This window comes from Burkholderia sp. B21-005, from assembly GCF_020843965.1.
Classification (GTDB): domain Bacteria; phylum Pseudomonadota; class Gammaproteobacteria; order Burkholderiales; family Burkholderiaceae; genus Burkholderia; species Burkholderia ambifaria.
In genome coordinates this window covers 2,495,789-2,519,992 of the sequence record NZ_CP086302.1, presented here as the reverse complement: position 1 = coordinate 2,519,992, position 24,204 = coordinate 2,495,789, and the positions used below count along the sequence as shown (strand labels likewise).

At 67.3% G+C, this 24,204-nt stretch carries 24 protein-coding genes; 11 read left to right on the top strand and 13 right to left on the bottom strand.

From position 1 onward, the window contains the following. Positions 1–16: 16 nt before the first annotated feature. Entirely contained in the window at positions 17–706 is a 690-nt protein-coding gene (locus tag LMA02_RS27850) for an aspartyl/asparaginyl beta-hydroxylase domain-containing protein (protein ID WP_228908355.1), read from the bottom strand. Between the two features lie 205 nt (positions 707–911). Between LMA02_RS27850 and LMA02_RS27845 the strand changes: the two genes are divergently transcribed. Together LMA02_RS27845 and LMA02_RS27840 are read left to right on the top strand one after the other, a co-directional pair. Further along, entirely contained in the window at positions 912–1,256 is a 345-nt protein-coding gene (locus LMA02_RS27845) for a DUF4148 domain-containing protein (RefSeq protein ID WP_228908354.1), read from the top strand. Positions 1,257–1,327: 71 nt separating this feature from the next. Further along, positions 1,328–1,606 (top strand): DUF4148 domain-containing protein, encoded by a 279-nt coding sequence (locus tag LMA02_RS27840; protein ID WP_228908353.1) that lies wholly within the window; start codon positions 1,328–1,330, stop codon positions 1,604–1,606. A 209-nt stretch (positions 1,607–1,815) separates the two neighbouring features. Here the strand turns inward: LMA02_RS27840 and LMA02_RS27835 are convergent, their stop codons facing one another. Continuing rightward, entirely contained in the window at positions 1,816–2,343 is a 528-nt protein-coding gene (locus tag LMA02_RS27835; protein ID WP_228908352.1) for a cytochrome b, read from the bottom strand. Positions 2,344–2,752: 409 nt separating this feature from the next. Here LMA02_RS27835 and hpnI point away from each other — a divergent pair, with 409 nt between their 5' ends. Further along, positions 2,753–3,922 (top strand): bacteriohopanetetrol glucosamine biosynthesis glycosyltransferase HpnI, encoded by a 1,170-nt coding sequence (gene hpnI, locus LMA02_RS27830; RefSeq protein WP_228908351.1) that lies wholly within the window; start codon positions 2,753–2,755, stop codon positions 3,920–3,922. After that, a complete protein-coding gene (locus LMA02_RS27825) occupies positions 3,919–5,007 on the top strand; it encodes a lysylphosphatidylglycerol synthase domain-containing protein (protein ID WP_228908350.1) in 1,089 nt (362 codons plus the stop codon). Before hpnI ends, LMA02_RS27825 begins: the two co-directional genes overlap by 4 nt. Positions 5,008–5,082: 75 nt before the next feature. On the opposite strand, the gene denD is transcribed toward LMA02_RS27825, so the two are convergent. From denD to LMA02_RS27785, 8 genes are all read right to left on the bottom strand, one after another. Then, entirely contained in the window at positions 5,083–6,054 is a 972-nt protein-coding gene (gene denD, locus LMA02_RS27820) for a D-erythronate dehydrogenase (RefSeq protein ID WP_228908349.1), read from the bottom strand. 28 nt (positions 6,055–6,082) lie between these two features. Beyond that, positions 6,083–6,859 (bottom strand): 2-oxo-tetronate isomerase, encoded by a 777-nt coding sequence (otnI, locus tag LMA02_RS27815; protein WP_228908348.1) that lies wholly within the window; start codon positions 6,857–6,859, stop codon positions 6,083–6,085. A gap of 64 nt (positions 6,860–6,923) precedes the next feature. Next, positions 6,924–8,249 (bottom strand): MFS transporter, encoded by a 1,326-nt coding sequence (locus tag LMA02_RS27810; RefSeq protein ID WP_228908347.1) that lies wholly within the window; start codon positions 8,247–8,249, stop codon positions 6,924–6,926. Positions 8,250–8,386: 137 nt separating this feature from the next. Continuing rightward, positions 8,387–9,025 (bottom strand): aldolase, encoded by a 639-nt coding sequence (locus tag LMA02_RS27805; RefSeq protein ID WP_175726642.1) that lies wholly within the window; start codon positions 9,023–9,025, stop codon positions 8,387–8,389. After that, on the bottom strand, positions 9,025–10,323 hold the full coding sequence (gene otnK, locus LMA02_RS27800) for a 3-oxo-tetronate kinase (RefSeq protein ID WP_228908346.1): 1,299 nt from the start codon (positions 10,321–10,323) through the stop codon (positions 9,025–9,027). Before otnK ends, LMA02_RS27805 begins: the two co-directional genes overlap by 1 nt. 19 nt (positions 10,324–10,342) lie before the next feature. Next, entirely contained in the window at positions 10,343–11,233 is an 891-nt protein-coding gene (gene ltnD / locus LMA02_RS27795) for an L-threonate dehydrogenase (protein ID WP_228908345.1), read from the bottom strand. A 70-nt stretch (positions 11,234–11,303) separates the two neighbouring features. Further along, positions 11,304–12,008: a FadR/GntR family transcriptional regulator gene (locus tag LMA02_RS27790; RefSeq protein ID WP_228908344.1), complete on the bottom strand. Its 705-nt coding sequence runs from the start codon at positions 12,006–12,008 to the stop codon at positions 11,304–11,306. A 204-nt stretch (positions 12,009–12,212) separates the two neighbouring features. After that, a complete protein-coding gene (locus LMA02_RS27785) occupies positions 12,213–13,280 on the bottom strand; it encodes a GlxA family transcriptional regulator (RefSeq protein ID WP_228908343.1) in 1,068 nt (355 codons plus the stop codon). Positions 13,281–13,542: 262 nt separating this feature from the next. Between LMA02_RS27785 and LMA02_RS27780 the strand changes: the two genes are divergently transcribed. Genes LMA02_RS27780 through LMA02_RS27755 form a run of 6 tightly spaced genes read left to right on the top strand, consistent with a single transcriptional unit; the run spans position 13,543 to position 20,592 of the window. Beyond that, on the top strand, positions 13,543–14,928 hold the full coding sequence (locus LMA02_RS27780) for an L-serine ammonia-lyase (RefSeq protein WP_228908342.1): 1,386 nt from the start codon (positions 13,543–13,545) through the stop codon (positions 14,926–14,928). 15 nt (positions 14,929–14,943) lie between these two features. Further along, on the top strand, positions 14,944–16,188 hold the full coding sequence (locus tag LMA02_RS27775; protein ID WP_006480591.1) for a sarcosine oxidase subunit beta family protein: 1,245 nt from the start codon (positions 14,944–14,946) through the stop codon (positions 16,186–16,188). Positions 16,189–16,213: 25 nt separating this feature from the next. Then, positions 16,214–16,528 carry a sarcosine oxidase subunit delta gene (locus tag LMA02_RS27770; protein ID WP_166722563.1) on the top strand — a complete coding sequence of 105 codons (315 nt, stop codon included), beginning with the start codon at positions 16,214–16,216 and terminating at the stop codon, positions 16,526–16,528. Continuing rightward, positions 16,525–19,536: a sarcosine oxidase subunit alpha family protein gene (locus tag LMA02_RS27765; protein ID WP_228908341.1), complete on the top strand. Its 3,012-nt coding sequence runs from the start codon at positions 16,525–16,527 to the stop codon at positions 19,534–19,536. The genes LMA02_RS27770 and LMA02_RS27765 overlap by 4 nt, the downstream gene beginning before the upstream one ends. After that, a complete protein-coding gene (locus LMA02_RS27760; RefSeq protein ID WP_228908340.1) occupies positions 19,526–20,155 on the top strand; it encodes a sarcosine oxidase subunit gamma in 630 nt (209 codons plus the stop codon). Before LMA02_RS27765 ends, LMA02_RS27760 begins: the two co-directional genes overlap by 11 nt. Beyond that, positions 20,152–20,592 carry a dihydroneopterin aldolase gene (locus tag LMA02_RS27755; protein ID WP_006749884.1) on the top strand — a complete coding sequence of 147 codons (441 nt, stop codon included), beginning with the start codon at positions 20,152–20,154 and terminating at the stop codon, positions 20,590–20,592. The genes LMA02_RS27760 and LMA02_RS27755 overlap by 4 nt, the downstream gene beginning before the upstream one ends. Before the next feature lie 295 nt (positions 20,593–20,887). On the opposite strand, the gene LMA02_RS27750 is transcribed toward LMA02_RS27755, so the two are convergent. After that, positions 20,888–22,000: an alkene reductase gene (locus LMA02_RS27750; protein WP_228908339.1), complete on the bottom strand. Its 1,113-nt coding sequence runs from the start codon at positions 21,998–22,000 to the stop codon at positions 20,888–20,890. A gap of 169 nt (positions 22,001–22,169) precedes the next feature. On the opposite strand from LMA02_RS27750, the gene LMA02_RS27745 reads away from it, so the two are divergent. After that, positions 22,170–23,045, top strand: coding sequence for a LysR family transcriptional regulator (locus tag LMA02_RS27745; protein ID WP_228908338.1), 876 nt, complete (start codon positions 22,170–22,172; stop codon positions 23,043–23,045). A 31-nt stretch (positions 23,046–23,076) separates the two neighbouring features. Here LMA02_RS27745 and LMA02_RS27740 read toward each other — a convergent pair whose 3' ends face one another. Both LMA02_RS27740 and LMA02_RS27735 read right to left on the bottom strand, forming a co-directional pair. After that, positions 23,077–23,475, bottom strand: a complete 399-nt coding sequence (locus LMA02_RS27740; protein ID WP_228908337.1) for a lysozyme inhibitor LprI family protein — start codon at positions 23,473–23,475, stop codon at positions 23,077–23,079. A 33-nt stretch (positions 23,476–23,508) separates the two neighbouring features. Beyond that, the gene (locus LMA02_RS27735; protein ID WP_228908336.1) at positions 23,509–24,189 is read right to left on the bottom strand and encodes a lytic transglycosylase domain-containing protein; all 681 of its coding nucleotides are present in this window, start codon (positions 24,187–24,189) and stop codon (positions 23,509–23,511) included. Positions 24,190–24,204: the final 15 nt, after the last annotated feature.

The following is a 24,204-nucleotide window of genomic DNA, read 5'->3' as shown; positions in this document are numbered from 1 at the left end:
TGCGCCGGGTGTCTTGCTAAACCGGAATCGACTGCCCGCGTATCCGGATCCCGAGCCGCACGATGCCGATCACCGCATTCGACAGCCACGTCAGCAAGCGCGGCATGCCGCGCCGGCGGATATCGAGCAGCAGCACGATCCGGACTTCGTCGCTGTCGTTCCACACTTCATGCACGAACGTGTCGTCCCACAGCAGGAAGCGGCCTTCGTCGAGCCGGTATTCATGGCCGTCGACCTTCAGCACGGCGGCCGGCGTGCCGTCCGCGCGCTTCGGCATCGACAGCACCAGATAGCCGCGCAGGATGCCGCGGAACGGCCCGCGGTGCGGCGGGATGTGCTTGGCCGGCGCGAGGAACGACAGCGACGCGGACAGCACGTCCGGCGACGCCGCGAGGATCGATTCGACGGTCGGGCAGCGCGACAGGTTGCGCGGGAATGGCTGGCCGTAAGCCTGCATGATGAACATCCGCCAGTCGCGTGCATCGTTGGCCGAGATGTCGTGCTGCTCGCGCATGATCTCGTGAAAGCGCGGGATGCGCGGCAGGTCGCGCGCGACGTCGAGCGCTTCCGCGCGGATGGCCGGCCACGCGCGGATGAATCGCTCGGCATCGGGGAACGCGGCCGTGTCGAGCACCGCGCCACTATCGATATGGCGGTCGTACAGCGTGCGAAGCAGGCCGGCTGCATAGTCGTAAGCAACGGACATGATCGAGGACCGATCCACAAGGTGTCGACAGTCTGCCCCACGTTGCGGTGGGGCTGCATTACGTCAGGTTACGCCGGCTGACGAAAGAATGACAGTTCGGTGAACGTCCGGCGCTAGCGGTTCGGGATTCCGGGAATAAACGCGCACCGGGCGTCGTCATACGGGATGTAGCACGTCGTCTCGTTGACTTCCGAAGGAGTGGAGCATGAACACGCATTGGCTGGTGGCCGCCACGGTGGCGGCGATTTCCGTCGCGAGTGTCGCGACGCCCGCGTCGGCCGAGGAACTGACGCGCGCGCAGGTCAGGCAGGAGCTGATCGACGCCGAAAACAACGGGTTGCGATTCGTGACCGACACGTCGTATCCGGCGGTGAGCCCGCTGTTCCAGCAGCAGGCCGAACAGATGCCGCAACATCGGGCCGAGACCGCGGTCGGTAGCGATCCGGCGGCGGCTTCCGATGCGGGAAGGCCGGCGGCCCTGCCGTCCCGTCCGCGTCCGGCCGCGTGCGTGGGGCCCGAGAGCTTCTGCACGCCGTATTTCGGCAGCTGACCTGAAGGCCCGCTGCGCCGGGTTCGACTTTCACCACGCTTGATCGGCACGAAACATTGAAGGAGTTCATGATGAAAACTTGTATCGCACTACTGATGATGATCGGCGCACTTTCCGGTCAGTCCGCATTCGCGCAATCGAATGCGCCACTCACGCGTGCACAGGTTCGCGAAGAGCTGATGCGTCTGGAAGCGGCGGGTTACGACCCGTCGAAGGGCGACGACGGCGAATATCCCGCGGACATTCAGGCCGCGCAGGCGAAGCTCGCCGAGCAGGATCACGCGAGGATGGCGGCTTCGGCCGCCGCGGATGCGCCAGCCTCCGTCATGCCGGCGCAGATCGACAACTAGGGGTCGACATGTACATGTGTATCTCCAGGCCGTCGTGTTCGCGTGATGGCAATACGCATGCCGTTCGCGGCACGCGACCTGATCGAACCGCACGCACGGCCATGCCGTCGATTGCGCGCCGCTTCGCGCGGCGCCGCGATCATCTCGTCACCCGATTCCGATGGGCGCGCGGGTCGATCGCGGAATGAGCCGGGACGTGAGTGACGAGATTACCAGGGCATCATCCGTTGCATGACCTGGTCGCGCAGGATGAAACGATGCGCGATCGCGGCTGCGACGTGAAGGCAAACGCCACCGAACAGCACCCACGCGAGGATCCCGTGCACGTCGCCCATCGCGTGCCCGAATCCCGACCCGGCTGCCGACAGTGCCGGCAACGGCACGATGCCGAACAGCGTCACGGCCCACGCGCGCGATGACGCATTGATCCAGCCGAGCAACGGCACCGCGATCAGCAGCGCATAGAGCGCGACATGCGTTGCGCCGGACAACGCACGCATCGTGGGCGACAGTTCGTCGGCGGGCGGACGATGCGTCGCGCGCCAGAGCACGCGACAAGCCATCGCGGCGAGCAGCGCGGTGCCCACGATCAGGTGCGCGGCGATCAGCCCGACCGGGCGTGTGTCGCGATGCACGTCGGGCATCGTCCAGCCGATCGCGTACTGCGCGACGAGAAGCACGACGATGAGCCAGTGAAGAACGCGGGCGACTGCGTCATATCGGGCGGGCGTGGGCATGAAGGCTCCTGGCAAGTGGGGTGGCGGTATCTTCCGGCGGATTCTACGGCCGAATCCTTAACGAAACTTTAAGCACGCGGCCGCACATCGAATATGTCCGGTCGATCGAGCGATGGCGCGCCCGTTTGCCGATCGCCGCGCGGGCACCGATGTTGTACCCGAAGCATTTTTCACCACGATGACGTTTTACACGTAGGGTGTCGCCGCGACTGCGATCCTGTCGGATCGTAAGGTTGCCGCCGCTGTATTTGCAGAATGGTAGTCGTGTCATCTGATTGCGCGTACCTTCTGTTGGTCATCCTTCACATCCGGCTCGATCGCAGTCGATCCGGCTGCGTGCATGGATGAAACCGCGCGCGCGGAGCCAATACCGGCATTGCGGTCGCACGGAAAACCTCGGGAGAGAGGCATGGAGTGGTTGCAGGTGGTGCACGCGCTGGCCCGGGCGATATCGCTCGTTTGCGGGTTGGGCGTGCTGCTGGGCATTGCCTATACGATCGCGGCCAGCGTGCTGGTCGGCCGGTTCTTTTCCCGCGCGGCGGCGGTGCCGCGCGATTTTCCGGGTGTCACCGTCGCGAAGCCGTTGCACGGCGACGAATGGCATCTCGGTCAGCATCTCGAAAGCTTCTTCGTCCAGAATTATCCGGGGCCGGTTCAGCACCTGTTCGGCGTGCATGACGCGGGCGACGCCGCGCTCGAAGCCGTCGAGGCGCTGCGCGCGCGCTATCCGGATGCCAACATCACGGTCGTCGCCGATGCACGGCTGTACGGGCCCAACCGCAAGGTCGCCAATCTCGTGAACATGCTCGAACACGCGGAGCATTCGGTGCTCTGCCTTGCCGACAGCGACGTGGTGGTCGAGCGCGACTATTTGCGCGCCATCGTCGGCGCGCTACAGGAGCCGGACGTCGGCATCGTGACGAGCGTGTATCGCGGCGTCGCGTCGCCGGGTTTCTGGCCCGGTGTTGCCGTCGCGATGACGAACTACCATTTCCTGCCAGGGGTGATCACCGGGCTCTTCATCGGTCGCGCGCGTCCGTGCTTCGGCCAGACGATCGCGATCACGCGCGCGACGCTCGAACGCATCGGCGGCCTCACGCGTTTCGCGCATCACCTCGCCGAGGATCACGCGCTGGGCGAAGCGGTGCGGCAGATCGGGGCGCGAGTCGTGGTTCCGCCGTTCGTCGTCGGGCATGCGTGTGTCGACGACACGTTCGCCAACCTGTACGCGCACGAATTGCGTTGGAGTTGCACGATCCGCGCGGCGGACCGGATCGGTCATGCCGGTTCGGTGCTGATGCATCCGGTACCGCTCGCACTGCTGGCGCTGCTGCTGTCCGGCGGCACGGCGGTCGCCTGCGCGCTGACGGTGGCCGCGCTGGCCGCGCGGGCGTTGCTGATGGTGAGAACGGCGCGCGCGATCGGCGCGAGCCTGCGCGGCGCGCTCTGGTTGCCGTTCGTCGATCTGGTGCAGTTCCTGATCTTCGTGTCGAGCTTCTTCTCGTCGCATGTCATCTGGCGTGGCACGCGCTTTCGCGTCGACCGCGAGGGTTTGCTGTCGCCGGCGGGGAAACCATGACGCACGACACGCATTCCGACGATGAAGGCGCGGGGCGGCTGCCCACCTATCGCGACGCGCGGCTTCGGCATGCGGGACGCCTCGCTGCACTGGCCGGGCTGGCCATTGCCGTATGGCTGATCTGGCGCGAGCATCCAATGACGGTCCTGCACCGGCTGCAGGCCGCCGGCGCCGGGTTGCTGCTTGCCGCCCTGGTTCACGTGCTGCCGATGCTCGCGAATGCATGGGATTGGCGGATGCTGATCCGCGGCCGGCGCCGACCCTCCTTCGCGACGATGCTGAAGCTCGTCTGGATTCGCGAATCGATCAACGGGCTGTTGCCGGTCGCACGGATCGGCGGCGAACTCGTGTCGTTCAGCTTGCTGCGGCAGGCGGGTGTGCGGCCGGCGACCATCGTGGCGAGCCTCGTCGCCGACATGCAGTTGACGCTGATCAGCCAGCTGGTGTTCGCGCTGGTCGCGATCGGCTACGTGCTCGACCAGGGCTCGTCCGATGCCGCGCGGGTGGCCGCGCAACTCGCCATCGGGATGGCGGCGATGGTGCCGGTGCTGCTGCTGTTCGCACTGGTGCAGCATGCGCGGCCGTTCGAGCGGGCGATGCGCGCGCTCAACCGCATCACGAGCGGGAAGGTGGTGGCGCTGGTCGGCGAATCGGCGCGCACCGATCAGTCCATCCGGATGATCTGGCGCAGGACCGGCATCGTCGTGCGCTATCTCACGATCTGGCAGACGCTGCAGTTTGCGGGGCATGCGCTGGAAATCTGGGTCGCGCTGCGCTTCCTCGGCGCCGATCCGACGTTCGCGCAAGCGCTCGCGATCGAGGCGCTGATTCAGCTGCTGAGCAGCATCGCGTTCATGATGCCGGCCGGGCTGGGCGTGCAGGAAGGCGGGTTCGTGCTGATCGGCGGGCTGCTCGGCTTCGACGCGCCGACCTGTCTGGCGCTGGCCGGCGCGCGGCGCGTGCGCGATCTGCTGTTCTATCTGCCGGGTTTGCTGGCGTGGCAGCACGCGGCCGGCGCGGCGCGCCCGCCGGAGGGGGCGAAGCGCGCATCGATGCGCGTCGGGGAATCCGCCAGGCCGCGCTGATGCGGCCCCACGGTGCCTGCCGCGCGGGCGTCGGCGGCGCTTGTGTGGCCGCTTGCCCGCTCGGCGGCGTGGCCGTCAACGCCGTTCGTCGGCGATATGGCTGCGGATCACGTCCGCGAACGACGTGTCACCCTTCAGCCCGAGCGCTTCCGCGCGCGTCGTGTCCCAGCGGCCCGGCCAGCTGCCGACGATCTTCTCGACGCGTTCGTCCGGCGCATGGCGGATCAGCTTCACGACGTCGTCGCCCGCGACTTCGCGCAGCGCCGCGATCATCTCGTCGACCGACACCGACAGGCCGGGCAGGTTGATCACGCGCTTGTTGCCGAGCTTCTCGCTGTCGATTTCACAACCGGCGACGAGCGCTTCGATCGCGCCGCGCGGCGACAGCAGCCACAAGCGCGTCGAACCCGGCACCGGGCACACGCTTTCCTCGCCGTTCAGCGGCTCGCGGATGATGCCGCTCGCGAACGACGACGCGGCCGCGTTCGGGCGGCCCGGCCGCACGCTGATGGTCGGCAGCCGCAGCACGCGGCCGTCGACGAAGCCGCGCCGCGCGTAGTCGCACAGCAGCAGCTCGGCGATCGCCTTCTCCGCACCGTATGACGATTGCGGATTCAGCGCGGTGTCGTCCTGCACGATGTCGGGCAGCACACCGCCGTAGACGGCCACCGAGCTCGTGAAAACGACGCGCGGACGATGGCCGCGCGCGCGGCACACCTCGAGCAGCGTGCGCGACGCGTCGAGGTTGATCCGCATGCCGAGATCGAAATCGGCTTCGGCCTGCCCGCTGACGATCGCCGCGAGGTGGAAGATCGTGCCCGTGCGCGTGTCGATCGCGCTTTCGAGCACCGTGCGATCGGCGATGTCGCCGACGATCGATGTCACGCGCGCGTCGCCGAAATCGCTGCCTTCGACGACGTCGAGCAGCACCAGCTCGTCGATCTTGCTGGTCCGGCCGTCGGGGCCGGTCAGCTCGCCGCGCTCGAGCAGCTTGCGCGCGAGACGCTGGCCGAGAAAGCCGGCGCCGCCGGTGATCAGTACTTTCATGTTCATTACCCTCTTAGGAATGCTTGAATCACAGGTACGGCTTGAGCCAGCTGAGGCCTTCGGACGTGCCGGCCTTCGGGCGATACTCGCAGCCGATCCAGCCGTCGTAGCCGAGCGCGTCGATCAGCGCGAACAGATACGGGTAGTTGAGCTCGCCGATATCCGGCTCGTGGCGCTCGGGCACGCCGGCGATCTGGATGTGGCCGATGCCCGCGAAATCGCGCTTGAGCTTCATCGCGAGGTCGCCCTCGACGATCTGGCAGTGATAGCAGTCGAACTGCACCTTCAGGTTCGGCGCGCCGACTTCCGCGCAGATCTCGTGCGCATCGTCCTGGCGGCTCAGGAAATAGCCGGGCATGTCGCGCTGGTTGATCGGCTCGATCAGGATCGTGATGCCGCGCGCGAAGGCGGCCTGCGCCGCATGCCGCAGGTTCGCCAGGTAGGTGTCGCGATGGCGCGCGCGGTCGGCGCCCGGCGCGACCATCCCGGCCATCACGTGCAGCTTCTTGTTGCCGAGCACGCGCGCATAGTCGAGCGCCTGGTCGATGCCGCGCCGGAACTCGTCCTCGCGGCCCGGCAGCGACGCGATCCCGCGCTCGCCGGCGGCCCAGTCGCCGGGCGGCGCGTTGAACAGCGCCTGCTCGAGGTTGTGCGCGTCGAGCCGCGCGCGGATGTCCTCGGCGGCGAAGTCGTACGGGAACAGGTACTCGACGGCCTTGAAGCCGTCGTACGAGGCAGCGGCGAAGCGTTCGAGGAACGCGTGCTCGGTATACATCATCGAGAGGTTGGCGGCGAAGCGTGGCATGGCAGCGGTTCCTGTGAATGAATGGGGCGGGGCGCACGGCGCCCCGCATCGAATGGCGGCAGGCTCAGCGGTTCACGAGTTTCGCGGGCGTGAGCCACACGGCGATCGCACCGATCACGAGCATCGACGCGAGCACGTACATGCCGGACGACGTGCTGTGCGTGGCGTCCTTCAGGTAGCCGATCACGTATGGGCTCGCGAACCCGGCGAGGTTGCCGACCGAGTTGATGATCGCGATCCCGGCGGCAGCGGCGGAGCCGGCGAGGAACGCGGTCGGCAGCGACCAGAACAGCGGTGCGCAGGTCAGCACGCCGCCCGCCGCGAGCGACAGGAACACGATCGACACCGCCGTATTGTGCGAGTACGACGCGGCGACCGCAAACCCGACGGCGCCCATCAGCGCCGGCACGATCAGGTGCCAGCGGCGTTCGCGGTGCTTGTCCGCGCTGTGGCCGAACAGGTTCATCACGACGATCGCGACGACGAACGGAATCGCCGACAGCAGGCCGATCTGCAACGTATCGGTGATGCCGGTCGACTTGACGAGCGTCGGCATCCAGAACGTAAGGCCGTACTGGCCGGTGACGAACGCGAAGTAGATCAGCGACATCCACCACATGCGCGGGTCGGAGAACACGGCCTTCAGCGAATGGCCGTGCTGCTGCTGTTCCTGCGGCTGCGCGGCGATTTCATCCTCGAGCAACTGCTTCTCGCGCTCGTCGAGCCACTTCGCGCTGCGGATGCTGTTGTCGAGATACAGGATCGTCGCGATGCCGACGAGCACGGCCGGCACGGCCTCGATCATGAACATCCACTGCCAGCCGTGAAAGCCGGAGCCGCCGTGAAAGCGTTCCATGATCCAGCCCGACAGCGGGTTGCCGAAGATGCCCGATACCGGAATCGCCGACATGAACACCGCGATGATCTTCGCGCGGCGATGCGACGGGAACCAGTACGTGAGGTACAGGATCACGCCCGGATAGAAGCCGGCTTCCGCCAGACCGAGGAGAAAGCGCAGCACGTAGAACTGCGTCGGCGTCTTCACGAACGCGAACACGGCCGACAGCAGGCCCCACGTGATCATGATCCGCGCGATCCAGATGCGCGCGCCGATGCGGTGCATCAGCAGGTTGCTCGGCAGCTCGAACAGGAAGTAGCCGAGGAAGAAGATGCCGGCGCCGAGGCCGAACACGGTTTCGCTGAACGCGAGGTCCTGCGACATCTGCAGCTTCGCGAAGCCGACGTTCACGCGGTCGAGATACGCGACCACGTAGCAGAGCATCAGGAACGGCACGATGCGCCAGAACACTTTCTTGTAGGTGCGGTCGAGCTCGGCCGATTGGGCGGGCGCGGCGGGCGAGCGGCTTGCGGCCGCGTCGAGAGCAGTCATCGTCGTCTCCATCGATGTTGTGTGCCGGCGGCGCGTACGCCGCCGGATTGTGTGTGTGCTGAGGCAAGGGCCCGCGCACACGGCGGGCAGGGGAATCGGTACGTGGTTCGCGCGTGGTCCGTGCGCGACGCGTCGCGCTACCAGCGCGCGCCGAAGGCCTGGCGCAGTTCGTCGAGTGCGGCGTCGGACAGCGGCTCGGGCTTCGGATGTGTCATCAGCCACAGCCGCGCGGTTTCCTCGAGTTCCTCGAGCGCATACGACGCGTGCGACACCGACTGCCCCCACATCACCGGGCCGAGGCGCTCGAGCAGCACGCCGCGCACCTGGTCAGCGAGCGCCGCGACTTCGGCCGCGACGGCCGGGTCGCCGGGGCGGCGATAGCGGATCAGCGGAATGTGGCCGACCTTCATCACGTAGTACGGCGTGATCGGCGGCAGCACGTCGGTGTCGCGCCACACGCCCGCGAGCGTCAGCGCGACGAGGTGCGTCGAATGCGTGTGGACGATGCCGTTGGCTTCCGTGTTGCGCGCGTAGATCCCGCGATGCAGCGTGAGCGTCTTCGACGGCTTGCCGCCCGATAGCGGCTGGCCGTCGAGGCCGACCTTCGCGATGTCGTTCGGGTCGAGCCGGCCGAGGCACGCATCGGTCGGCGTGATCAGCCAGCCGTCGGCAAGCCGCGCGCTGATGTTGCCGGCGCTGCCGACCGCATGGCCGCGCGCATACAGGCTCGCGCCGACGACGCAGATCTCTTCCCGCAGTTTCGCTTCGTCGCGCATCATGCGGCTCCGTCGAGGGCGCGCAGCGCCTTGTCGAAAAAGTCCACCGTGCCGAAGTTGCCGGACTTCAGTGCGAGGCCGAGCGGCTGCGCGTCGATGGTGGCGGTGGCCGGCACGCCGGGGTCGATCTGTGCGCCGATCTGCAGCGACTTCACGTCGAGCGCCTGCACGACCGCGCCGGACGTCTCGCCGCCGGCGACGACGAACTTGCGCACGCCGAGCTCGCGCAGGCCGCGGGCGATCGCCGCAAGCGTGCTTTCGACGAGATGGCCGGCCGCTTCGACGCCGAGTGCCTGCTGGACGGCCTTCACTTCGTCGGGCGTCGTGGTCGCATAAATCAGCACGGGGTGCGGCAGGTGCGAGCGTGCGAATGCGAGTGCGTCGTCGACGACGGGTTCGCCGCGCGATGCCGCGAGCGGATCGATCCGGAAGCTCGGACGGCTTTCGCGCCACGCGGCGACCTGCGCGTTGGTCGCCTTCGACGCGCTGCCGGCGAGCACGGCCGACAACCCGTCGATGCGCGGCAGCGAGGCCGCATTGTCGCGCTCGGGCAGCAGCCCCGCGCGGCGGAAATTCTCCGGCAGACCGAGTGCGACGCCCGAGCCGCCCGTGACGAGCGGCAGGTTCGCACACGCTTCGCCGAGCACGTGGAGGTCGTGGTCCGATAGTGCGTCGGCGATCGCGAAGCGCGTGCCGTCCGCGCGCAGCGCGTCGATGCGCGCACGCACGGCGGCCGCGCCCTGCGCGATCGTGTCGTAGCGGATCAGGCCGACCTTCGATGTCGTCTGCCGCTGCAGCACGCGCACGAGGTTCGCGTCCTTCATCGGCGTGAGCGGGTGGTGCTCCATGCCCGATTCGTTCAGCGGCACGTCGCCGACGAACAGGTGGCCGCGGAAGATCGTGCGGCCATTCTCGGGGAACGCGGGGCACGCGATCGCGAAGCCGCCGCCGGCCGCATCGAGCAGCGCGTCGGCGACGGGCCCGATGTTGCCCGTGTCGGTCGAGTCGAACGTCGAGCAGTACTTGAAGAAGAATTGTCGGCAGCCCTGCGCGCGCAGCCATTCGTAAGCAGCGAGCGATTGCGCGACGGCGTCGGCGGCGGGAATCGTGCGCGACTTCAGCGCGACGACGATCGCATCGGCGTCGACCATGGTGTCGACTGCGGCGCCGTCGGCGGGCACGCCGATCGTCTGCACGGTACGCATGCTGCTCTTGACGAGCATGTTCGCGAGATCGGTCGCGCCGGTGAAATCGTCGGCGATGCAGCCGAGCAGGGGACGGGAAGCGGAAGCGGTCATGGCAGGAGCGTCGTTCGAATCAGCGGGCGGGCGGCAGCGTGATGCCGGGGAAAGTCTTGATCACGGCGGAATCGTCCTCGCCGCCGTGGCCGGCACTCGACGCGCTCATGAACATCTGGTGCGCGGTGGCCGACAGCGGCAGCGGGAACTTGCTGCGGCGCGCGGTATCGAGCACGAGGCCGAGATCCTTCACGAAGATGTCGACGGCCGACAGCGGCGTGTAGTCGCCGTTCAGGATGTGCGGCACGCGGTTCTCGAACATCCACGAATTGCCGGCGCTGTGCGTGATCACGTCGTACAGCGCGTCGGCGTCGACGCCTTCGCGCAGGCCGAGCGCCATCGCCTCGGCGGCCGCCGCGATATGCACGCCGGCCAGCAGCTGGTTGATGATCTTCACCTTCGAGCCGATGCCGTGCGCGTCGCCGAGGCGATACACCTTGCCGGCCATCGCGGCGAGCACGTCGTCGCAGCCCGCATACGCGGCGGCGGGGCCCGACGTCATCATCGTCATCTCGCCCGACGCCGCGCGCGCGGCGCCGCCGGACACCGGGGCGTCGAGCATCTGCAGGCCCGCGGCCTCGATGCGCGCGCCGAGCGCCACCGCGAAGTCGGGCGCGACGGTCGCGCTCGCGATCACGACGCCGCCCGGCTTCATCGCCGCGACCGCGCCGTGCTCGCCGAACAGCACCGTTTCAGTCTGCGCGGCATTGACGACGAGCGTGACGACGACGTCGCACTGCGCGCCGAGTTCGGCCGGGTTCGCGCAGGCCACGCCGCCTTCGGCTGCGAACGCCTGCAGCACGGTGTCGCGCACGTCGCATGCGTGCACGCGGAACCCCGCGCGCAGCAGCGAGCGGGCGACGCCCAGGCCCATCGCGCCGAGGCCGATGACTCCAATATTTCGTGACATGGTCAACCTTGATCGATTCGGGAAGAGGTTCGGGACGGTGGCGGCGCCGGGTCGGGCACCGCCGCCGGCTTCAGCAGATGCCGGCTTCCGCGAGACGGCGGGCGGCGTTGTACATGTGCGTGCGCGCCGCATTGCGCGCCGCCATCGGGTCGCGCGCGCGGATCGCGTCGGTGATCGCCGCGTGTTCCTCGCGCACCTGCCGCGAGAAATCCTCGCGCGTCGCTTCGTTGCGCCGCGTGACCTTCACGCCGGCCTCGAGGTACTGGTTCAGGAACTGCAGCGTCTTCAGGAAATACGGGTTGCCGGTGACGGCCGCGATCGTGCGGTGGAACGCGACGTCTTCCGCGACGCCGTCGCGCCCTTCGGCCGCCGCATCGTCGATCTTGCGCAGCGCGTCGTCGATGTCGGCCATGTCGTCGGCGGTGTGGTGCAGCGCGGCTTCGGCCGCGACTTCAGCCTCGATCGCGCGGCGCACCGCGAGCAGGTGCGGCAGCGAGCTGGCCTCGACGGCTTCCGCGTAGTCGATCCGCAGCGGCCGGATCGCGCCGTGCTGGTTCACGTACACGCCGCTGCCCTGGCGCGGCTCGACCACGCCTTCGTTCTTCAGCCGCGAAATCGCCTCGCGGATCACGGTGCGGCTCACGCCGAATTCCTGCGCAAGCACGGCTTCCGTCGGCAACTTGCCGGTGGCCGAGAAACTGCCGGCTTCGATCTGCTTGAGCAGCTGCTGCGCGACGTGGTCGCTCATCGCACGGGCGGGAATTTTCTCGAACATGGCGCTCTGGTTTGTAAGGTGATGTGGTCATCATACAAATTTGGACGAGCGTCAGCATCCGGAATAACCCTCAATCAACGCGGTAGAACGTCGGTTAAGTTGATTGGAACCGGTTCCAATTTGGCGGGAACGTGCGGCGATCGTGCGTGGTTCGACGCGCGGTCGGAGGAGGAAAGGGAGCGCGCCGGGGACGGCACGCGATCGTCAGTCGGCGATGTCTTCGACAGGATCGGCCGCGGCCGGCACGGCGACTTCCGCGACCTCTCCGCCGCGCTCGCGATAGGTTGCCGGCGGCACGCCGAACTGCTTGCGGAACTCACGCCCGAGGTGCGACGCGTCGGCGAACCCGCAGCTCGACGCGATATCGGCGACGGTGCGGTCGGAGCTGGTCAGCAGCCACGCGGCCGTGCGCAGCCGCACCTGCTTCGCGAACGCCTGCGGGCTCCTGCCCGTCTCGGCCTTGAACAGCCGCTCGAGCTGGCGCGTCGACATGTCGAGCTTGCACGCGAGTTCCTCGAGCGGCAGCGAGCGCCCGACATGCTGTTCCATCAGAAGAATCGCGCGCTTGACCTTCGGGTGCGTGGCCGGCTCGAGGCCCGGCGGATGCGGCTGTGGCGCATTGCCTTTCTGCATCTCGCCGACGAGCAGGATGCGCAGTGCCTTCTGCACGGTCGCGTGGTCGAAATGGCGCAGCAGGATCGCGGCGGCGACGTCGATCGACGCGCGGCCGCCCGAGCAGGTGATGCGGCGCTGGTCGATCACGAACAGGCGGTCGGCGATCAGCAGATCGGGATCGGCGCTCGGGAAGCGCTCGATGAAATCCCAGTAGTGGAACCAGCTCACGCAGGTGCGATAGCCGTCGAGCACCTTCGCGCGCATCAGCGTAAACACGCCCGTGCAGATCCCGACGACCGTCGCGCCGCCCGCTGCCGAGCGGCGGATGAACTCGAGCGTTTCGGGGCCGGCTTGCGGCCCCGAGTGCAGCAGCCCGCCGACCACGACCACGTAGTCGAATGGTTCGGCCCCATCGAAGGTTTCCCACGGCGTGATCTGGATCCCGCAGCTCGCGCGCACCGGCGCCAGCGTTTCGCCGATCACGCTCCACGCGCAGCGCACGGGCTTGCTGTAGTCGCCGTCGTCGGCCGACAGCCGCAGCATGTCGACGAAACCCGAGAAGGCCGTGAGCGTGAAGTTCGGCAGCAGCACGATGCCGAAGCGGATGCGCTGCGGCGCCGGTTCGGCGAGGGGGGAAGCGGGTACGTCGGGTGTCATCGCGGTCAATCTCGTCACGCCGGAAAGGCAGGTCTCACTCGTTTCACTCGGTTTGCGGGGTACGTCTGCCGGGCGGGGCAGGTGCCGGCCGACTTGTGCTTTTGCGTCGCGAACCATCGCCAAAACGCACTTTCCGGCCGTCCTGCGCGGGGCTTGGCGGCGCTATCCCACGCCGATGCCGTTTTTGTTCTATCGGCCAATTTTACGCTTTGATGTACTGATGCCAACGACATTTCACGTACGCCTACCCAGAGGAAGCCAGATGAACGTCAGCGCGTTCGACCTGTTCAAGATCGGCATCGGCCCGTCCAGTTCGCATACGGTCGGCCCGATGATCGCCGCGTGCCGCTTCGCATCGCATATCGAGGACGCGAACCTGCTCGGCTTCGTGCGCCGCGTGCGGGTCGAACTATACGGCTCGCTCGGTGCAACGGGCAAGGGCCACGGCACCGACAAGGCGGTGCTGCTCGGTCTCGAGGGCCATCTGCCTGACACGATCGATCCGGACCTGATCGAGCCGCGGCTCGCCGGGATCCGCGCGGAGAAGTCGCTGACGCTGCTCGGCAAGCAGACGATCCGCTTCGACGAGAAGGAGAACATCGGCTTCTATCGCAAGCTGATGAGCGGCACGAGCATCGTGCACCCGAACGGGATGCGCTTCCAGGCGTTCGACGAGCACGGCCAGTTGCTCGTCGAGAAAGAGTATTACTCGGTCGGCGGCGGCTTCGTCGTCAATCGCGACGGCGATCGCGTGAACGGCGTGCGCGCGGCGGTCGAAGTGCCGTATCCGTTCCGTACCGGCGACGACCTGATGCGCCAGTGCCGCGAACACGGGCTGTCGATCGCCGAGGTGATGCTGCGCAACGAATGCGCGCTGCGCCCCGAGGACGAAGTGCGCGCCGGGCTGCTCGCGATCTGGCGCACGATGGCTGCATGCGTCGAGCGTGGCTGCAAGGTCGAGGGCGAACTGCCGGGCCCGATGCGCGTGAAGCGCCGTGCGGCCGAACTGAACGGGAACCTGCGGGCGCGTTCGGAGGAGTCGCTGCGCGACCCGCTGTCGATGCTCGACTGGGTCAACCTGTATGCGATGGCCGTCAACGAGGAGAACGCGGCGGGCGGCCGGGTCGTCACCGCGCCCACCAACGGCGCGGCCGGTGTGATTCCCGCGGTGCTGCACTACTACGTGAAATTCGTGCCGGGCTCGAACGAAGCCGGCATCGTCGAATTCCTGCTGACGGCCGCGGCGATCGGGATCATCTACAAGGAAACGGCGTCGATTTCCGGCGCGGAAGTCGGTTGCCAGGGCGAAGTGGGCGTCGCGTGCTCGATGGCCGCGGCCGCGCTTGCCGCGGTGATGGGCGGCACGCCCGACCAGGTCGAGAACGCGGCCGAGATCGGCATGGAGCACAACCTCGGCATGACCTGCGACCCGGTCGGCGGGCTCGTGCAGATCCCGTGCATCGAACGCAACGCGATGGGCGCGATCAAGGCGCTGAACGCATCGCGGATGGCGCTCAAGGGTAACGGCCAGCACTACGTCTCGCTTGATTCGGTGATCAAGACGATGCGCGAGACGGGTGCCGACATGAAGACGAAATACAAGGAAACGTCGCGCGGCGGTCTTGCCGTGAACGTCATCGAATGCTAACGAAGGATCACTAACATGAGCCGCTACTCGATATTCAGCCTGTTCCGCAACGGCCTCTCGTATCACGAGAACTGGGAAAAGCAGTGGAAGAGCCCGGAACCGAAGAAGGAATACGACGTCGTGATCGTCGGCGGCGGCGGCCACGGCCTCGCGACCGCCTACTACCTCGCGAAGGAGCACGGCATCACGAACGTCGCGATCCTCGAGAAGGGCTGGATCGGCGGCGGCAACACCGCGCGCAACACGACGATCGTGCGCTCGAACTACCTGTGGGACGAATCGGCCGCGCTGTACGAGAAGGCGATGAAGCTGTGGGAAGGGCTGTCGCAGGACCTGAACTACAACGTGATGTTCAGCCAGCGCGGCGTGATGAACCTCGCGCACACGCTGCAGGACGTACGTGACACCGAGCGCCGCGTGAATGCGAACCGGCTGAACGGCGTCGACGCCGAATTCCTGACGCCCGCGCAGATCAAGGAAATCGAGCCGACGATCAACCTGAACAGCCGCTACCCGGTGCTCGGCGCATCGATCCAGCGCCGTGCGGGCGTCGCGCGCCACGACGCGGTGGCCTGGGGCTTCGCGCGCGGCGCGGACCGCGCCGGTGTCGACATCATCCAGAACTGCCAGGTGACGGGCATTCGCCGCGAAGGCGGCGCGGTGGTCGGCGTCGATACGGTGAAGGGCTTCATCAAGGCGAAGAAGGTCGCGGTGGTGGCGGCCGGCAACACGACGACGCTCGCCGACATGGCCGGCGTGCGCCTGCCGATCGAAAGCCACCCGCTGCAGGCGCTGGTGTCCGAACCGATCAAGCCGGTGGTCAACTCGGTGATCATGTCGAACGCGGTGCACGCGTACATCAGCCAGTCCGACAAGGGCGACCTCGTGATCGGCGCGGGTATCGACCAGTACACGGGCTTCGGCCAGCGCGGCAGCTTCCACATCATCGAAAGCACGCTGCAGGCGATCGTCGAGATGTTCCCGGTGTTCTCGCGCGTGCGGATGAACCGCCAGTGGGGCGGCATCGTCGACGTGTCGCCGGACGCGTGCCCGATCATCACCAAGACCGACGTGAAGGGCCTGTATTTCAACTGCGGCTGGGGTACCGGCGGCTTCAAGGCGACGCCGGGCTCGGGCTGGGTGTTCGCGCACACGATCGCCCGCGACGAACCGCATCCGCTGAACGCACCGTTCGCGCTCGACCGCTTCTACACCGGCCACCTGATCGACGAGCACGGCGCTGCCGCCGTCGCGCACTAATCCCCGCACTGAAGGAGAAAGAAACATGTTGCTGATCGAATGTCCGTGGTGCGGGCCGCGCGCCGAATCCGAGTTCACGTGCGGCGGTGAAGCCGACATCGTGCGCCCGGTTGCGAACGAGAACATGACCGACCGCGAATGGGGCGAATACGTGTTCATGCGCGAGAACAAGCGCGGGCTGCACCGCGAGCAGTGGCTGCACACGCAGGGCTGCCGCCGCTGGTTCAAGGTCACGCGCGACACGGTGACCTACGATATCAAGGGCTACGAAAAGTTCGGCGGGGCTGCCAATAGTGGCGCGGCTGCCGGCAACGCACACGAAGAGGGCACGAGCAAATGAGCCAGAAAGACCGCCTCGGCACCGGGGGCCGCATCAATCGCGCGATTCCGCTGACGTTCACGTTCAACGGCCGCACGTATCAGGGCTTCCAGGGCGACACGCTCGCGTCCGCGCTGCTCGCGAACGGCGTGCACTTCGTCGCGCGCAGTTTCAAGTACCACCGTCCGCGCGGGATCGTGACGGCGGACGTCGCGGAACCGAATGCCGTCGTGCAGCTCGAGTCCGGCCCGTACACGGTGCCGAACGCGCGCGCGACCGAGATCGAGCTGTACCAGGGCCTCGTCGCGACGAGCGTGAACGCCGAGCCGTCGCTCGAGAACGACAAGTACGCGATCAACCAGAAGTTCTCGCGCTTCATGCCGGCCGGGTTCTACTACAAGACCTTCATGTGGCCGCGCAACATGTGGCCGAAGTACGAAGAGAAGATCCGCGAGGCCGCCGGCCTCGGCAAGGCGCCCGAGGTGCTCGACGCCGATCGCTACGACAAATGCTACGCGCACTGCGACGTGCTCGTGGTCGGCGGTGGCCCGTCGGGCCTCGCCGCCGCGCATGCGGCCGCGACGGCCGGCGCGCGCGTGATCCTCGTCGACGACCAGCGCGAGCTCGGCGGCAGCCTGCTGTCGTGCCGCGCCGAAATCGACGCGAAGCCGGCGCAGCAATGGGTCGAGAAGATCGAAGCCGAGCTGCGCAAGCTGCCCGACGTGACGATCCTGTCGCGCAGCACCGCGTTCGGCTACCAGGACCACAACCTCGTCACGATCACGCAGCGCCTGACCGATCACCAGCCGGTGTCGATGCGCAAGGGCACCCGCGAGCTGCTGTGGAAGGTCCGCGCGAAGCGCGTGATCCTCGCGACCGGCGCGCACGAGCGTCCGATCGTGTTCGGCAACAACGATCTGCCGGGCGTGATGCTCGCCGGCGCGGTGTCCACCTACGTGCATCGCTACGGCGTGATGCCGGGCCGCAACGTGGTCGTGTTCACGAACAACGACCGTGCGTACCAGGCCGCGCTCGACCTGAAGGCGTGCGGTGCGAAGGTGACGGTCGTCGATTCGCGTGCGTCGTCGAACGGCGCGCTGCCTGCCGCCGCGAAGCGGCAGGGCGTGACGGTAATGAGCGGTGCCGTGGTGACGGCCGCTTCGGGCAAGTGGCGCGTATCGTCGGTCGACGTCGCGTCCTACACGAACGGCCAGACCGGCAGCAAGCTGCAGTCGCTGCCCTGCGACCTCGTCGCGATGTCGGGCGGCTTCAGCCCGGTGCTGCACCTGTTCGCGCAGTCCGGCGGCAAGGCGTGCTGGAACGACGAGAAGGCGTGCTTCCTGCCGGGCAAGCCCGTGCAGGCCGAGGCGAGCGTCGGTGCGGCGGCGGGCGAGTTCGGTCTCGCACGTGCGCTGCGGCTCGCACTCGACGCGGGCGTCGAAGCGGCGAAGGCCGCGGGCTTCGCGGCCCCGCAGCGCGTGGTCGCGCCGCAGGTCGCCGAAACCGTCGAAGGCGCGCTGCAGCCGTTGTGGCTCGTCGGCAGCCGCGAGGACGCCGCACGCGGGCCGAAGCAGTTCGTCGACTTCCAGAACGACGTGGCGGCCGCCGACATCCTGCTGGCCGCACGCGAAGGCTTCGAGTCGGTCGAGCACGTGAAGCGCTACACCGCGATGGGCTTCGGCACCGACCAGGGCAAGCTCGGCAACATCAACGGGATGGCGATCCTTGCGCAGGCGCTCGGCAAGACGATTCCCGAAACGGGTACGACGACGTTCCGCCCGAACTACACGCCCGTGTCGTTTGGTACGTTCGCGGGCCGCGAGACCGGCGATTTCCTCGACCCGATCCGCAAGACGGCCGTGCATGAATGGCACGTCGAGCACGGCGCGCTGTTCGAGGACGTCGGCAACTGGAAGCGGCCGTGGTATTTCCCGAAGAACGGCGAGGATTTGCATGCGGCCGTGAAGCGCGAATGCCTCGCGGTGCGCAACAGTGTCGGCATCCTCGACGCGTCGACGCTCGGCAAGATCGACATCCAGGGCCCGGACGCGGTGAAGCTGCTGAACTGGATGTACACGAACCCGTGGAACAAGCTCGAAATCGGCAAGTGCCGCTACGGGCTGATGCTCGACGAAAACGGGATGGTGTTCGACGACGGCGTGACGGTGCGCCTCGCCGACCAGCATTTCATGATGACGACGACCACCGGCGGCGCGGCGCGCGTGCTCACGTGGCTCGAGCGCTGGCTGCAGACCGAATGGCCCGACATGAAGGTGCGGCTCGCGTCCGTCACCGATCACTGGGCGACGTTCGCGGTGGTCGGCCCGAAGAGCCGCAAGGTCGTGCAGAAGGTGTGCCAGGACATCGACTTCGGCAACGAGGCGTTCCCGTTCATGAGCTACCGGAACGGCACCGTCGCGGGCGCGAAGGCGCGCGTGATGCGGATCAGCTTCTCCGGCGAACTCGCGTATGAAGTGAACGTGCCGGCCAATGCAGGCCGCGCGGTGTGGGAAGCGCTGATGGCGGCCGGTGCCGAGTTCGACATCACGCCGTACGGCACCGAGACGATGCACGTGCTGCGCGCGGAGAAGGGCTACATCATCGTCGGCCAGGATACCGACGGCTCGGTCACGCCGTACGACCTCGGGATGGGCGGGCTCGTCGCGAAGTCGAAGGACTTCCTCGGCAAGCGTTCGCTGACGCGCTCGGATACGTCGAAGGAAGGCCGCAAGCAGTTCGTCGGCCTGCTGACCGAGGACGAACAGTTCGTGCTGCCGGAAGGCGCGCAGATCGTCGCGAAGGACACGCAGGTGTCGGCGGTCGATCCGACGCCGATGATCGGCCACGTGACGTCCAGTTATTACAGCCCGATCCTGAAGCGCTCGATTGCGCTGGCGGTGGTGAAGGGCGGCCTGAACAAGATGGGCGAGAGCGTCGTGATTCCGCTGGCCAACGGCAAGCGCGTCACCGCGAAGATCTCGAGCCCGGTTTTCTACGATACCGAAGGGGTGCGCCAGCATGTGGAATGAAACGAGAAACCAGACGCCGGTGGCGGGCGCGGGCGTGACGCTTGAATCGCCGCTCGTCGGCTCGGCCGATGTGCTGAAGCCGCATCAGGCGCGCGCATCGAAGAAGTTCACGCTGCGCGAGCGGCCGTTCCTCGATCTCGTGAACGTGCGCGGCGAGCTGAGCGACCCGGCATTTGTCAGCGCGTTCGAGCGTGTGGTCGGCTGCCGGCCGCCGTCGGCGCCGAACACGGTGGCGCGCGCCGCCGAGTACGACGTGCTGTGGCTCGGTCCCGACGAGTGGCTCGTGCGCTCGAACGGGCCCGTCCAGGCGGGCGTGCTGGAGGCGCAGCTCGCGGAGGCCGTGCAGGGTTCGCATGCGGCGGCCGTCGACGTCGGCAGCGGCTACACGGTCGTCGAGGTCAGCGGCGAACGCGTGCGCGACGTGATCGCGCGCGGCTGCCCGCTCGATCTGCATCCGCGCGTGCTCAAGCCGGGCCAGTGCGCGCAGTCGCACTACTTCAAGTCGCCGATCACGCTGATCCCGACCGGCGACGATACGTTCGAGATCGTCCTGCGTCGCAGCTTCGCCGACTATTTCGTGCGCATCATGCTCGACGCCGCGGCGCCGCTCGCATCATGAAGCCGTTCGACGAACCGTTCGTGGCGATCGACGCGCCGCGCCTGCGCGGGCGTGGCTGGAGCGTGTTCGTCGACGAACTGAAGGTGCCCGCGCGAATCGGCATCCACGCGCACGAGCACGAGGCGCCGCAGCCGATCGTGATCGACGCGCGGCTCGGGTATCGCTGCGAGCCGAGCGAGCAGGGCGAGTGGATCGACTACGACGGCTACTGCGCGCGTGTTGCGTCGTTCCTGTCGCACAAGCCGCATACGCGGCTGCTCGAAACACTCGTCGCCGATCTCGCTGTGCTGTCGTTTCGCGAATGGCCCGCGCTGGAGTCGCTGACGCTGTCGATGTACAAGCCGAAGATCCGGCCGGGGACGAAGCGCGTCGGCGTGTCGCTCGACTGGACGCGCGGGGATTACCTGCGGTGGACGGGGGCGGCGGGGCAGCTGTGAGCGGATGGTGCCGGGTCGCGGGCGATCCGGTCAACTCGGGCGGCGGCGCGCAAGCGTCGCCGCGCTTGCTTTAATTCCTGAAATATCGGAACAAAGGGCGATGAGCCGCTGCGCTTAACATTGTTCCTGAAATAACGGAATAATTGGTCTGCCGTCTGGGACGATCAGGTGCGCCTGTCGATCGCCGGTCATCAGGACAAGGTCAACGTCGAACTGCTCTGATCTCGCGCGGTTCGCCTGCAATCGCCGCGACACCGATCCTGCGTGTCGCGGCGGTCGCGCAAAAACGACTTCGTTACGCCGCGGCCGCGCCGCTCAACGCAGGATAGTCGACATACCCGCGCGCATCGCCGCCGAAGTACGTCTCGCGCTGCGCGTCGTTCAGCGGCGCGCCGGTCTTCACCCGCGTCACGAAATCCGGATTGGCGAGCACCATCTGGCCGTACGCCTCGAGATCGGCGAGCCCCGATGCCACATCGACACCGATCGCGTCGCGCGTGCGGCCCGGGCGGTTCAGGATCAGCGTGCCGCGCCAGCGCGCACGCAGCTCCGCGAGCAGCGATTCGTCGCCTTGATGCATGACGTGCAGGTACGCGAGGCCGAGCGCGTCGAGCTGCGTCGCGAGGTAGCGATACAGGTCGACACCTTCAGGGCCTTCGTCGATTCCCCACAGCGTGGTGCCGGGCGACAGGCGGATCGCCGTGCGATCCGCGCCGATCTCGTCGGCGATTGCCGCAGCGACTTCGATCGCGAAACGTGCGCGATTCTCGATCGACCCGCCGTATTCGTCGGTGCGCGTATTGGCGTTCGGCGCAAAGAACTGCTGGACCAGATACCCGTTCGCGCCGTGGATCTCGACGCCGTCGGCGCCGGCCTCGATCGCGCGTCGTGCGGCGAAGCGGAAGTCGTTCACGGTGTCGCGCACCTCGGCCGTCGTCAGCGCGCGCGGCGCCGGAATCTCCTGCATGCCCGTCGCGGTGAACATCGGCACGCCCGGCGCGATCGCCGACGGCGCGACGCTCTGCCGGTGATGCGGCGTGTTGTCGGGGTGCGACATGCGGCCCACGTGCATCAACTGGATGAACAGCCGGCCGCCGTGCGCGTGCACGTCGTCGCTGATCGTTTTCCAGCCGGCGACGTGCGCGTCGGTATAGATGCCCGGCGTCGTCAGGTAGCCCTGGCCGTCGTCCGACGGCTGCGTGCCCTCGGTGACGATCAGCCCGACGCCCGCGCGTTGCGCGTAGTACTCGGCGGCCCATGCGCCGGGCGTGCCGTCGAACGCGGCGCGGCTGCGCGTCATCGGCGCCATCACGAGGCGGTTGGCGAGCGTGTACCGGCCAACGCGGACCGGGGCGAACAGTTGCGGCGTGTCTTCGTCGACACCGGCCGGAACGAACAGTTGTTTCATCGGGTTTTCCTCATCGAAGTTCGGGATGCGCCATCGGGGCGATGCCGCATCGGGCGGCAGCCGCGCGCGTCGCGCCGGCCTCGCCTCCACCCCTGCATCATCCATTGCTTCTTTTTCGAGATAAACCGGGTATTCTGGAGAACATTGATCCATTGATGGAGCAGTCGGCATGGAACTGCTGAACGACATGGCGCTGTTCGTGGAGGTCGTGAAGGCGCGCGGCTTTCGCAGTGCCGCCCAGACGCTGGGCATGCCGAATTCGACGCTGTCGCGGCGGATCAGTGCGCTGGAAAAGGCGATCGGCCTGCGGTTGCTGCATCGCACGACGCGCCGGATCGAGCTCACGGAGGCCGGGCAGCTGTACTTCGAGCGCTGCAAGCGCATCGTCGACGAGGCGCGGCTCGCGCACGAGCAACTCGGCGGGCTGCTGGCCGAGCCGGTGGGCGTGCTGCGCGCGTCGTTTCCGGTCGATTTCGCGGTGACGCATCTCGCGCCGCTGATCGTCGAATTCGCGAACCGCTACCCGAAGCTGACCTTCGATTTCGAACTGACATCCCGGCGCGTCGATCTGGTGAGTGAACCGTTCGACGTGGCGATCCGTATCGGGCCGTCCGAGGATTCGCAACTGGTCGCGCGGCGGCTCGCCACGCTCCGGAACTACCTGTATGCGTCGCCCGGCTATCTGGCGCGCGCCGGCGAGCCGCGCGAGCCGGAAGATCTCGCGCGGCACGCGTGCCTCGGCCTCCAGAAGAGCGGGTCATGGACATTGCATGACGGCACGCGCTCCGTTGCGGTGGCGGTGAGCAGCCGTTTTGCGGTGAACAGCGTCGGCATGCTGCGGCGCCTGGCCACGCTCGACGCGGGAATCATCGTGCTGTCGGAAGAGATTCTCGCGGACGACGTGGCCGCCGGGCGGTTGCGTCGCGTGATGCCCGAATGGGAAGGTGAGCCGATTCCCGTCTATGCGATGACGGAAACACGCCTGCTGCCCGCGAAGACGCAGCATTTCATCGAGTTTCTGCGCGCGCATTTAGCGCAGGCATGACGGGCGGCATGCACGGGCGTCCGACTGTCGATCACTTCTGCGCCGGTTGCGGCGGGTTCTCCAGCGCTTCCCATTTCTTCAGGATGCGCACGCGTGCCTGGCTGAAGTCGACCCAGCAGTTCATCCACGCGTCGTTCGGGATCATCTGCTGCGGATTGGCGGCTTTCACATAGTTGCAGGTGTCGCCGGCGAAGCGGGTCCAGCTGGCCTGTGACTTCGCGAGTTCGCCGGCGGCGTCGGGGTTGCGCCGTTTGAGCGTGTGCTCGAGCGACCGGTACGCGCTGTCGACTTCCTGCTGGTTGCGCTCGACCACGCAGGCCCGCACGTTGTCCATTGTCGGGCCTTGATGCTCGCAATCGACAGCGGCGAAGGCGCAGGCGGGGCCGATCGCCAGCGCGGCGATGGCAAGGAAGCGGATGGCGTGGCGCATGGCAGGCCCGTCGGGCGAAGGGGCGCGGTGAGCTTATTGGCGGTTGCGGGCCGACGCCGGGTTCGACGTCTCGCTGACCGGCACCATGCGGCCCTTCGTATCGTTCGGGGCTGTCGGGTTTTTGTCGGCTTTCGCATCGTCTTCAGGTTCGAGCACGAAGCGGAACGCGTCGACCCGCTGCATCACCTTCGCCGCATACGCATTCGATCCGCCGTAGCTCTTGAGCCCGGCCTGCACATTGCCGCCGGCTGCCCGCACATAGCCCGACAGGATCTTGGAGCCGGCCTCGACGTTCGCATTCGGCTCGGTCAGATCCTTCACGTTGCGCAGCATGCCGCGGTGGGCGGCCGGCACGACCTGCATCAGCCCGGTCGCGCCATGCTGGCCGCGCGCCTTTTCCTGGAAGCGCGATTCGATCGAGATAATCGCGTAAACGAGTGCGGGAGGCAGCGAATATTTCGTCGCAGTTACGCTCACGATATCGGCGAGCCTCGCGGCGCGCTCCTTCGCGAGACCGAACTTCTTCGTCAGGTACGACGTGATGCGACGGTTTGCTTCGTTCGGCTGATCGTTCGCGAGCGGGCCGGAGGCCTCGGTGGGCGCGGATGCGGCCGCTTCGGACGCGGAGGCAGGCAGCGCGGGCGCTTGCTGCGCCGAAGCCTGTTGCGCAATGCCGAGCGAAAGCACGATCAGCCAGAAAAACCGTCGTCGCATGGTCGAGTGCGGGGA